Genomic DNA, 11,580 nt, shown 5'->3' with positions numbered 1-11,580 from the left:
ATGATTCAATCTTTCTCTTTTCACAAGCCTGTTTTCTTAAGAAAAAAATTATTCTCGTAAAATTTATGATAAAAAATGCAAAAATATGGATCAATGTTTTTTTTGCAACACAGATAAAAAGAAACCATCTGTTTGTGTTGTTGCGGGCGATAATGTCAGTCCATAATTTGAAAAAACTGGTTGCACCGGAGAAAAACTAAAATGTTGTTGCCAAAGTGCTGGCATATCTATTGGAGAAAAATGAGTATGTTGTTGAAGGAAATGGGCAATTTGTTCCTCATTTTCATCTGCAAAAAGAGAACAAGTAATATAGACTAGGCGCCCATTTGGCTTAAGATAAGCTATCGCTTCATTCAAAATAGCTCTCTGTTCTGTTTGGCGTTGTTTTACCTGCTCTAATGTTAAACGCCATTTCGCATCTGGACGACGACGCCATGTTCCTGTCCCACTACAGGGTGCATCCAGTAGAACTCTATCCATCTGACCCATTAATGATTTTAATTCTTCTTTTTGTGCTCGTATTTGTACATTACGAACACCAGCGCGTCGAAGACGATCAAAAATAGGAGCCAAACGAGCTTTGTCTGAATCATAAGCATAAATTTGCCCACGATTATTCATATCGGCAGCTAAAGCTAATGTTTTACCCCCAGCACCTGCGCAATAATCTAATACCTGCATGCTTTCTCGCGCTTCCACAAGGTGAGCAACAATTTGAGATCCTAAATCCTGTATTTCAAAGTGTCCTTTTTGAAAAGCTGGTTCCACTTGAACATTAGGGTGACGATTAAACTTTTCAATTGGTGCAATTCTTAAAGCTTTCCCAAACCATGGAAAAGATTTAAGTCTAATTTTTGCTAATTCTTTCAGCACCTTCTCTGGTGTTGCTTTTAAGCTATTTACCCGCAAATCTAAAGAAGGACGCGTTGCTAGCGCAGCCGCTTCAATGATCCAATTATCGCCAAATAAAGGACGCAGATGCGCTTGACACCATTGCGGAATATCACCACGAATATAATCTGGAGCATCCACTAATTGCTGACCTTGCCACGATTTACGCTGTTTAGCCCCTAATAACTGCGGCGCAAACCGATCTTCGGCCAACTCACCGTCAATTTGCTCCAGCGTCATTTGTCCAGCATCTAATAAGGTAGCGAAAACAATATCTCGGATATCATCACTTTCTATACGCCATTGTAAAGAATAACGTCGTCTTAAAACATCATAAACGATTGTACCAATGGCTGCGCGATCACCTGCTCCAGCAAAGCGATGAGAAAGCCCCCAATCCTTTAAAGCTTCTCCTACTGGGCGATGCCTTATTTCTATCTCTTTGAGAACATCTATTGCTGCTTGCAAACGCCCACCTAATCGCATTCATTTCTCCCATTGAAATAATAAAATTTTAAATCGTCTAAAAAAATAATATTATCGTCTTCTTGCCAATGAAGCCTTCTTAAAGCCATAAAAAAATTTACATTCAACATTAAAATGATCTGATCATACTTTTTTATAAGATCCAATTTAGAGTATCTAGATTTTTCCTTTCATCTTCTGCCCATTCGCTATTCGCTTTTTATCCTTCTACCTCTCATACTAAAAGACACGCAGCCATCCATAAAGAACTTATCTCCGCCATGCCTTACGAAAAAACTAAACTCTTTGATTTTTGCGTAAAATAAAATTTACAAAGATTATCTGAATAACAGAAAAAATCAAATATCTCCCATCTTTTGATGGCGATCCTTCTGAAAAAATAGAAAAAATCTTCTCATAAAGTTAAACAAGTTCATCTTACGCTCACCAAAAAATTAACTTTTTAGAAAATGCTTGGAACCACTATTTGGCATGACCGTTTTTACTCTAATGGCAACTGCCAGACAATTTAAAAGGAGAAAATAATGACTTATAATAATGGAAAAACAACTTCATCTAAAAGCCGTCATAACACAATGCCCTCAAACAACGGAAAGAAATCCGTCCAAAGTGATCAGACAAACACTCGCCAACGTGCGTCAAAGACAGGACGGAAGACAACAAAAAGTTAATTCTAATTTTATATAACTTATTTCATATAGTCTTAACAGAAAGAATTAGAGTTTTGACCTCTAATTCTTTCCTTTTTGGGATTATTACACCAAATCACAAACAGAAAAAAGCGCAGTCTCTCATTCTTGTTCGCGGAAGATTTTATATTTATGCAATATGACATTAGGCTCTTGTATCTTCAAACTGGCCCGCGATAGTTTGGACTCTCCCGTGTGATAGAAACATCATGCGTATGACTTTCATGGAGTCCCGCATTCGTAATACGTACAAACGTTGCTTTTTCACGAAACTCTCCGAGATCTTTTGCTCCAACATACCCCATTGAAGCACGAAGTCCACCAGCAAGCTGGTGTAGAACTGATGCTATAGGACCTTTATAAGCCACCTGCCCCTCCACACCTTCAGGAACCAGCTTCAGTTCATCACGAACATTATCTTGAAAGTAGCGATCTGCCGATCCTCGTGCCATAGCACCAACAGATCCCATACCGCGATAGGCTTTAAAAGATCGTCCTTGATAAAGATAAACTTCACCGGGACTTTCTTCTGTACCCGCTAAAAGAGATCCAATCATCGCTGCACAAGCCCCACCAGCTAAAGCTTTAGCAAAATCACCCGACGCTTTGATTCCACCATCTGCAATGATGGGAATGCCCGCTTTTTCAGCAACTTCTGCAGCATTCATAATGGCTGCAAGTTGAGGAACACCGACACCAGCAACAATACGCGTTGTGCAAATAGAGCCCGGACCAATACCAACTTTTACCGCATCTGCACCACTGTCAATCAATGCCTGTGTTGCTTGAGCGGTTGCTACGTTCCCAGCAATAACAGCTGGAGAGGAAGCTATCTTTTTAATTCTTTCAACAGTTTCTAGCACACGTTGAGAATGTCCATGCGCTGTATCAATGACCAACACATCAACACCTGCATCAATTAATCGTTCAGCCCGCTCAAACCCATCGTTCCCAACACTACTGGCCGCCGCAACACGTAAGCGCCCTTGAGAATCTTTAGCAGCGTTTGGATTTAATTTTGCTTTTTCAATATCCTTAACTGTTATCAGTCCAACACAACGATTTTGTTCATCCACAACTAATAATTTTTCAATACGATGATGATGTAAAAGATATTTTGCTTCATTAAGTTGGACATTTTCACGCACTGTGATCAAATTTTCATGCGTCATTAATTCATAAATTTTTTGTTTTGGATCCGATGCAAAACGGACATCTCTATTGGTTAAAATGCCAACAAGTCGTCCCGCTGTCTCACCTTCAATACTATTTTCAACAACCGGAATACCTGAAATGCCATGAGAGCGCATCAAAGATTTTGCTTTTTCAAGTGTTGCATCTGGTCCAATGGTGACTGGGTTAACAACCATACCAGATTCAAACTTTTTTACTTGTCGGACTTCTTCTGCCTGCTCTGCAGGAGACATATTACGATGAATAACCCCAAGACCACCAGCTTGAGCCATCGCAATTGCCAAACGCGATTCTGTTACCGTATCCATTGCCGCAGAAAGCAATGGCAAATTAAGCTTAATATCCGCTGCAATGCGCGTACTGAGATCCACTTGACTAGGCATAACAAGAGAATGACCGGGTTGTAAAAGTACATCATCAAAAGTCAGTGCCAATGCACCTGTACCCGTTTCAACAATCTTTGCCATAGAAAAATTCCTTTTATAATAAAACACCGCAAGGAGCTTTAAAGTACAACTGCGGTTCTCATACATGGTAGATTGGCAAAAAATTATGCCATGCTACAAACAAAATGAAAAGAAAAATAAATATTTTTTTTAAGTGTGGTTTATAAAAATTTACAATTGTGATTCAATAGGTAACCAACTTATTATTTTTGCAAATGCGCGACGCCAAAATTTGCTTTCTGGCTCATAGTCAATGCTATATTTTTTTTCATTTTCAATAAAATCCCAATAAATACGATTATTATCACCAAGACGCAGATGATAGCTCATTTCCCCTGTGGTTTCTTCAGAAAACAACAAATCTAGCCTTGCTGTAATAGGAGCACATTCAAAAAGAATGCCCATTTCTGTATTTAATGATGCTGACCTGGGATCAAAATTTAAGGATCCAATAAAAGCTGTTTTACGATCAATTAAAAAAGCTTTGGCATGTAAACTTGCCTTACTCGATCGAAACAATCGTAACCCATGGGTGTCACCCTCCGCTTTTAATTCATAAAGATTAACACCACTTTTCAACAATGCCTTACGATAAGGTACATAACCACCATGCACCAATGCTACATCAGTAGCCGCTAAAGAATTTGTCAGAATTTTGACATCAACACCCTTTGAAACCAAATTACTAAAATTCTGCGTGCCAACCTTACCAGGAACAAAATAAGGTGACGTAATCTGAACCGTTTTTTGGGCATTTCCAATAACCTTTGAAAGTGCCTTCATAAGCCAATTGCTTGCTTTTTTACGCAATGCTTTTTCTGGAGGGTCAGAAAGAACAACAACTTTGTCTGCTAAAAATAACCGCTTTCCTGTTTGGATAAAACAATTGAAGTTAATGTGCTCTTTGACATAATCTAAATAAACTTTTGCAACCTTGGAATCACGAAATTTTCGTAATTTATCCTTCCAATAGCTAAGATCACTTGCGCTTTTAGGAACAACCAAAGTATGAATTGGCAAAACAACAGCACTATTCCAAAAATCATCAAAAATACTTTCCACCTTTTTAACTGAGGGACCAATTAACATCAAATCTAAATCTCGAAAATGAGATTCTTTACCAGCATCAAAATAAGAATCTGCAAGATTACGTCCTCCTACAAAAGCGACCCTGCCATCAACAATAAAAGCTTTATTATGCATTCTACGTGTTACAGTAATTGCCCGTAATATAATTTCTAAACCACGGCGTAAACCACCTTTACGCGATCGCCCTGGATTAAACATTCTCACTTCAATATGCGGATGTTTATCTAGCGCAATATAAGCTGGATCACGTGCCTGAGCATTAATATCATCCAAAAGAAGCCGTACCCGAACACCCCGATCAGCTGCCTCAACTATTTCACTTAATAATAGGCGCCCCGTTAAATCATCGTCCCAAATATAGTACATCAGATCAAGGCTACGCCCAGCCTCTGCAGCTCCTATTGCACGAACACAAAACGCATCCAAATTGCTGATAATGAGGGAAAGGGCATCTTTATCCATCCCCAACCCATTTTCTTCCTCAGCTAATTGACTGACGATACGATCAAGCTTAGTTTCATCTTTCTGAATAGGTAACGCATAAGAACATTGCCCCCTAGCATTTTTCATAAAACGCCCATAGGTGTAGATTGCCAACATAGATGCAATAAAAAAAAAGAGGACAAAACCAACAACAATCTGTAAAAGAGTCAAAGAGGGCAAACTTTCTATTTTAAACTATCGCATCATCAGCAATGCAAACGATAACATTCATCACTTTATCTTAATCGTGTAGAAGATAAAATGCCACTTCTTGCTTAAGAGAGTATAAATTTAATATCGATGATACAAAAATTTTAGCGGTAGTATTTAAAAGTTTTTAAAAATGCCTCTCTGCTTTAATAAATGTAAAATTAACTAAAATTGTATAAATTGAAACAAACGATTAAAATATTCACATAAAATTTATATTTGATTTAAATCTACAAAATAATCCTCTATAGATAAATTTTATAATAAATGATTGTTTTCTAAGCCTCCCACGAACTTTAGCAAAATCCACTCTATTTTTTTGAATCTCATGCTTGCCATGAAGAGAGATTTGTTATGAATTTTACTTTCGTTCTTGATTTCTTATTGCTCGCAATTCTTCCATTTTTCTATAAAGTGTAGAGCGACCAATATGAAGGCGGCGCGCAATCTCACTCATATGTCCTTTATAATGTTTAACCGCTTTCTCGATAATATCATGTTCCATCTCTGCAAAAGTACGCACATGCCCATCAGTATTCAAAAATTGTATCGATTCTTGTTCATTATTTTCTTGCATATTACCCTCAATGATATTTGGAACACTCATTAATGCATTTCCCATTAATTGCGGAAAATCTCGAACAGTTAATAACGGTCCTTCACTGAGTAAAATCGCACGAAATAAAAAATTTTCAAGCTCATTTCTATTGCCAGGCCAATCATACTGCATAAGTAAGGAAAGAGCAGACCCTGCTAAACCATGGACATGTGATCGCCCTGTTTCTGTGATAATGCGATCAATCAAACGTTGTGTGATCTCTGGAAAATCATCCCTTAATTCTCGTAAAGCAGGAACACTGATAGACAAGTTAGAAAATTGTTCAAACAAACTATGCAAAAAAAAGTTCTCTTTAACCAAGTCCTTTAAACGCGATGTTGAAATAGCAATGATCCGAAAAGGAAAAAATTCTCCTTTTGTATCCCTTTCTCTTTCTTTAAGATAATGAGCAAGTCGTTTTTGCTGTATAGGCTCAAGTCGATCAATATCACAAAGGCAAAGTGTCCCTTTTTCAAGAGAAGAAACCAATGGTAGGAATTCTTTAAACCACTGCTGATTTTCTTCTTCTGGATCAACGATGGCTGAACATTGAAAGCGAATAAAAACACCCTCCGAAAATAATCCCTCATGATGAATCATCCGAGCTAATGTCTCACGTCCTGTTCCAACTTCCCCCTCTATCAAAAGATTCTGTAAAGAAGTTGCCGCTTGTCTCGATTGTTCTAACACTATCTGCATAGCTCTACTTTTTATGCAAAGATCAGAAAACCGTAAATGATTCTCTTTTTTCCGCCGAATATCTCGAACCTCATGCTCCAAGGCAGAAATAAGAGCAAGAATATCCAAAGTAACCCTTACGCGTAATAATGTTACTGGATGGATCCAATAATCAATAGCTCCAGCTGTTAAAGCTTTCTGGAGTAAAGGCTGATTCTCTTGTTGTGCTATAACGACAATAGGAACAGAAACACCAGCAACTCTAATCATTTTTATCAAATCACTCACACTCAAATCACTCATAACGACATCAAGGAGCGCAAGCACAATGTTTTTACGCCTGTGTAAAAGATCAATCGTACGGAGACCATTTTCTGCTTCAATGACACGATAACCAAAACCTCGCAGCATAGCAGAAAGTTCTATACGTCTTCCATAATCTTCACTCGCAACAAGAATGGGACCAACCATAATGTTAATAATCTCCTTTGAGACCACTCAGCGGCTTAATATAAAAATTGTTGTAAACCATAAGAAATATTTCACCTCTTGTGTTTCACTTACAAACTTCATCAAGCTATCAATTAAATACAACATTAAGGCATTTTTTTCCATTTTTTTGCTTTTTCATTGATTTTCATCAAATTTTTCATATTGACTCATGGGATAATTTAATAATGTTATAGAAACTAGAGAGCAAAATAATCTAAATAGAGTGCAATAAATGAAACATACCTATCATATTTTATGTCTTACAATCACCGCCTTGCTATTAAGCGCCTGTAACTTTTCGCAATATTATAACTCGAATATGCCAACTGGAATTGATGGAAAATGGGTTGATGAGAATGGTATTATTTCTTCTTTCCACAATGGTGTTTTTGAAACACGTGCAGCAGATACAGAAGAAAAACTATCAGAAGGGGCATATAATTATCTCAATGCCCAAAATATAGAAATTGAAATACGTTCTATTCTCCGTGGAACAATTTCTAGAGTCAATTGTACAATGTCATATGACGCCACACAACTTCTCTGCACCTCACATACAGGAGCACAGTTTTTCCTTAAGCGGAAATCTTAAACAAAGTACAAGGGAAGCCTCTCTTAAGAACAGAGCAGAGGGAGCGCATACATTAAGCAGGAGGCGATCCTTTCTCCTCCTGATAGAAAATCCTCTCTAAAATACGCAAAGAGGCTGGTATAATCTTTATTCTGAGAATTTTCTAAACATTATGAAATGCGTAAAATAATCGTTTTCTTCCACCAAACATCAGTAAAGCCCCCTCACAATAAAATTGTTACTTTGTACCATTCAATCTATTTAAACCTAAAATAACATTTTATTTGATAGAGAACTTTAATCTAAGCAGCACCAATGCGCAAAAGATCATGAAAATGAACAATTCCTATCGGTTTTTTATCTTCAACCACGAAAAATGCACCAATATGATGATCATTAATAAAAGCTGTTGCTGCACCAACGAGTGTATTTGGTTTTACAACTTTAGGAGCTTTGGTCATCACCTCGTCAACATTAAATTTTGATAAATTAAAATGCATGTTACGTGCAAGATCGCCATCGGTTACAATTCCGATTAGTTCGCCTTCTTGGTTCACAACACCAACACAACCAAAATGCTTTTCCACCAAAACATTCATCGCTTCAGTCATAGCTGTTCCCTGCATAACCAAAGGAATATTATCACCTTCATGCATAATATCACATACGTATTTAAGTCTTGCACCAAGAGAACCACCAGGATGATATATTTTGAAATCCGTTGCGGTAAAACCACGCATTTCTAAAAGAGAAACCGCTAATGCATCTCCCATTGCCAATTGCATAATTGTTGAAGTTGTAGGGGCTAAACCATGGGGGCAAGCCTCTTCTATCTTTGGTAATAATAGCACAATATCAGCTTGTCGTCCTAATACAGAGTGCTTACTTGATGTCATCGCAATAAGGGGGATACGAAAACGCGCCGCATAACTCATAATACCACTTAACTCTTGAGTTTCACCAGACCATGATAAAGCAAGAATAACATCACCAGATCCAATCATACCAAGATCACCATGATTGGCTTCTGCAGCGTGAACAAAAAAGGCAGGTGTTCCAGTTGAGGCTAAGGTTGCTGCAATTTTTGTCCCTATATGACCACTTTTTCCAAGACCCGTAATGACCACATGTCCACGAGCATTTCGAATAGTTTGAACAGCTGCTTCAAAAGAAGAAGAAAGACTTCCCAGAAGAGCTTTTTCAAGGGCTTCAAGCCCCTGCTTTTCACTGGCCAGTGTTTTAAGCGCTGATGCAACAGCACCTTGCAAAGCCATATGAGGAGACGGTGTTATCATAATAAAATTCGATCAATAAAATTAAACGAGAGACCTATATCATTTTTCAACAGTAATGGTTTCCAGTAAATTTTTCAATGAAGCAGAAACGTGGCTGTGCATATCAGCGCACGCCAAAGAAAACGCAACGTTGGCTTCAATGAAACCAGCTTTAGAACCGCAATCAAAAGTGCGCCCTTCTACTTGCAAACCCCAAAAATCCTGTTCGTTTGAAAGCCTTATCATCGCATCCGTTAGTTGAATTTCATTTCCTGCTCCTCGTTCTTGAGTGGAAAGAATATTAAAAATTTCTGGCTGCAAAATATAACGCCCATTGATGTACAAATTTGATGGTGCCGTTCCAAGCGCTGGTTTTTCTACCATTTTTGTGATTTCAAAACCATTTGCAATCTGTTTGCCTTTCCCTACAATACCATATTTATGGGTTTCTCTAGGATCGCATTCTTGAACTGCTACAATATTTCCTCCACCCACCTTTTCATAAAGACTAATCATCTCAGAAAGACATCCCTTTTTGGCTTGAATCAGCATATCGGGTAATAACAAAGCAAAAGGTTCACCTGCAACTAATTCACGCGCACACCAAAGAGCATGCCCTAATCCCAAAGGTTGCTGTTGCCGAGTGAAAGAAGTTGATCCTGGTAATGGCTGTAAACGGTATAAATGTGCAAGATCTTCTTTCTTTCCACATTCAGCAAGTGTCGTGTATAATTCAACTTGCGCATCAAAATAATCCTCAATAACTGCTTTGTTACGTCCAGTCACAAAAATAAAATGCTCAATACCAGCTTCCCTCGCCTCATCCACAACATATTGAATAACAGGTTTATCAACAACTGTTAGCATTTCTTTAGGAATCGTTTTGGTCGCAGGAAGAAACCGCGTACCAAGACCTGCTACTGGGAATACTGCTTTCCGGATTTTACGCACACTCACCCTCCTCAATGAATTCATATAACTTTTTTGTTTTATTTATCATATGTTTTTACGAAATGGTAAAAAAGATATCTTATTGTTTTGATTATCATTATAATGGGCAATAAAAAATGTAAAAAGAGTATGAGAATTTATTGAAAGGATTAAAACGAATTATTTATTTCAGTTTTCTCCCCTTCTTGATCATATTATCGATTAAACTAAATACAAAATAAAGTTATTGCACATCTAATAAATTGAATATTAATGGGGATTTCAAAATGCAAAAACCAGAATTGAAGACTTTCTCTTTTTTAGAGAAGTCCATAAATTGGAGAACTCTTCTCCCTGGCTCTGCCGTTATTTTTTCTGCTTTTTTAATGTTTTTTGTATCCCTTTCATATGCTGATAGCGGATTTAAACACTGGATTAAAGAATTTAAAAAAATAGCTATTGCTCACAATATTACCCCTTCTACGTTTCATATGGCGTTTAAAGGTGTTAATGCCATTGATCCAGAAGTTCTAAAAAGCGCCGCATACCAACCGGAATTTGTTGCTCCTTCATGGAACTATTTCGATAATCGTGTCCATGATATTGCAATTGAGGAAGGACGGCGCCAAACTCAAAAATGGAACAAATGGCTTCTTCAAATTGAAAAGCGTTTTGGTGTTGACCGCAATATTCTGCTTGCTATTTGGTCAATGGAAAGCAACTATGGGAAAGTTTTAGCTAATAAAAGTGTAATGCGTGACACCATTCGCTCTCTTGCAACTTTAGCCTATGCTGATAAAAAACGTACAAAATATGCATATACACAGCTGATTGCTGCTATGAAAATTCTACAAAGTGGCGAAATTAAACGCTCTCAACTCACTGGATCTTGGGCCGGTGCATTGGGGCATACACAATTTATCCCAAGCAGTTATCTTGCCTATGCAGTTGACATGGACCAAGATGGACGGCGTGATATCTGGAACTCTGTTCCAGATGCTCTGGCTACTGCTGCTAACCTTCTCCACAAAAATGGCTGGCAACCTAATCTTATTTGGGGAGTAGAGGTAAAAGTGCCGCAGGGGAAAAACCTTCCTGAAGGGTGGTATTCCTTTGAACAATGGAAAAAATTAGGTGTAAAACACGCAAATGGGCATCCTCTTCCTACATTAGCTGAACAAGCAATATTAAAATATCCAGACGGATCAAAAGGACCCGTATTTTTAGTCACAAAAAATTTCTTTGTTCTGAAACATTATAATAATGCAGATCGTTATGCATTTGCTGTTGCCCTTCTTGCTGATCGCATCGCTGGACATCCTGGATTGGTGCATGATTGGCAAAGACCTTTTCAACCTCTCACTTTCCAAGAATGTAAAGAACTGCAATCTCGCTTAAGTGCACTGGGCTATTATAAAGGGAATGTTGACGGAAAAATCGGAACATCTTCTCGCCAAGCAATTAAAGCTTTTCAATTGCGTCACGGTCTAAAAGCAAATGGATACCCATCATCTCAAGTGCTTTTTCTCCTTCGCAAACAATAAAGGAG

9 protein-coding genes are annotated in these 11,580 nt (G+C 37.9%); 3 read left to right on the top strand and 6 right to left on the bottom strand.

The annotated features are described in order from the left end of the window. Positions 1 to 90 precede the first annotated feature (90 nt). Positions 91 to 1,377 carry an RsmB/NOP family class I SAM-dependent RNA methyltransferase gene (locus tag PVV60_RS01035; protein WP_273722523.1) on the bottom strand — a complete coding sequence of 429 codons (1,287 nt, stop codon included), beginning with the start codon at positions 1,375 to 1,377 and terminating at the stop codon, positions 91 to 93. Positions 1,378 to 1,901: 524 nt separating this feature from the next. On the opposite strand from PVV60_RS01035, the gene PVV60_RS01030 reads away from it, so the two are divergent. Next, entirely contained in the window at positions 1,902 to 2,048 is a 147-nt protein-coding gene (locus PVV60_RS01030) for a hypothetical protein (RefSeq protein ID WP_273722522.1), read from the top strand. 179 nt (positions 2,049 to 2,227) lie between these two features. On the opposite strand, the gene guaB is transcribed toward PVV60_RS01030, so the two are convergent. The 3 genes from guaB to PVV60_RS01015 all read right to left on the bottom strand — a co-directional run bounded on the left by guaB (position 2,228) and on the right by PVV60_RS01015 (position 7,235). Beyond that, positions 2,228 to 3,727 (bottom strand): IMP dehydrogenase, encoded by a 1,500-nt coding sequence (gene guaB / locus PVV60_RS01025; protein WP_273722521.1) that lies wholly within the window; start codon positions 3,725 to 3,727, stop codon positions 2,228 to 2,230. 150 nt (positions 3,728 to 3,877) lie between these two features. Next, a complete protein-coding gene (locus tag PVV60_RS01020; RefSeq protein ID WP_273722520.1) occupies positions 3,878 to 5,449 on the bottom strand; it encodes a phospholipase D family protein in 1,572 nt (523 codons plus the stop codon). Positions 5,450 to 5,849: 400 nt separating this feature from the next. Further along, on the bottom strand, positions 5,850 to 7,235 hold the full coding sequence (locus PVV60_RS01015; protein ID WP_273722519.1) for a sigma-54 dependent transcriptional regulator: 1,386 nt from the start codon (positions 7,233 to 7,235) through the stop codon (positions 5,850 to 5,852). Positions 7,236 to 7,488: 253 nt separating this feature from the next. On the opposite strand from PVV60_RS01015, the gene PVV60_RS01010 reads away from it, so the two are divergent. After that, on the top strand, positions 7,489 to 7,848 hold the full coding sequence (locus tag PVV60_RS01010; protein ID WP_273722518.1) for a hypothetical protein: 360 nt from the start codon (positions 7,489 to 7,491) through the stop codon (positions 7,846 to 7,848). 281 nt (positions 7,849 to 8,129) lie between these two features. On the opposite strand, the gene PVV60_RS01005 is transcribed toward PVV60_RS01010, so the two are convergent. Both PVV60_RS01005 and PVV60_RS01000 read right to left on the bottom strand, forming a co-directional pair. After that, complete coding sequence (locus PVV60_RS01005; protein WP_273722517.1) at positions 8,130 to 9,122, bottom strand: SIS domain-containing protein; 993 nt, start codon at positions 9,120 to 9,122, stop codon at positions 8,130 to 8,132. A gap of 39 nt (positions 9,123 to 9,161) precedes the next feature. Further along, positions 9,162 to 10,052 (bottom strand): UTP--glucose-1-phosphate uridylyltransferase, encoded by an 891-nt coding sequence (locus PVV60_RS01000; protein WP_273722516.1) that lies wholly within the window; start codon positions 10,050 to 10,052, stop codon positions 9,162 to 9,164. Positions 10,053 to 10,318: 266 nt separating this feature from the next. Between PVV60_RS01000 and PVV60_RS00995 the strand changes: the two genes are divergently transcribed. Then, positions 10,319 to 11,575, top strand: coding sequence for a lytic murein transglycosylase (locus tag PVV60_RS00995; protein WP_273722515.1), 1,257 nt, complete (start codon positions 10,319 to 10,321; stop codon positions 11,573 to 11,575). Positions 11,576 to 11,580: the final 5 nt, after the last annotated feature.

The sequence above is a fragment of the Bartonella sp. AU18XJBT genome, from assembly GCF_028618595.1.
Classification (GTDB): domain Bacteria; phylum Pseudomonadota; class Alphaproteobacteria; order Rhizobiales; family Rhizobiaceae; genus Bartonella.
Note: the sequence above shows the minus strand (reverse complement) of the source record. Positions and strands in the feature narration are given on the sequence as shown.

Coding starts and splice junctions, on each gene's coding strand:
- PVV60_RS01010 (WP_273722518.1), top strand. CDS start 7,489: ATGAAACATACCTATCATATTTTATGTCTTACAATCACCGCCTTGCTA.
- PVV60_RS01030 (WP_273722522.1), top strand. CDS start 1,902: ATGACTTATAATAATGGAAAAACAACTTCATCTAAAAGCCGTCATAAC.
- guaB (WP_273722521.1), bottom strand. CDS start 3,727: ATGGCAAAGATTGTTGAAACGGGTACAGGTGCATTGGCACTGACTTTT.
- PVV60_RS01015 (WP_273722519.1), bottom strand. CDS start 7,235: ATGGTTGGTCCCATTCTTGTTGCGAGTGAAGATTATGGAAGACGTATA.
- PVV60_RS01035 (WP_273722523.1), bottom strand. CDS start 1,377: ATGCGATTAGGTGGGCGTTTGCAAGCAGCAATAGATGTTCTCAAAGAG.
- PVV60_RS00995 (WP_273722515.1), top strand. CDS start 10,319: ATGCAAAAACCAGAATTGAAGACTTTCTCTTTTTTAGAGAAGTCCATA.
- PVV60_RS01005 (WP_273722517.1), bottom strand. CDS start 9,122: ATGATAACACCGTCTCCTCATATGGCTTTGCAAGGTGCTGTTGCATCA.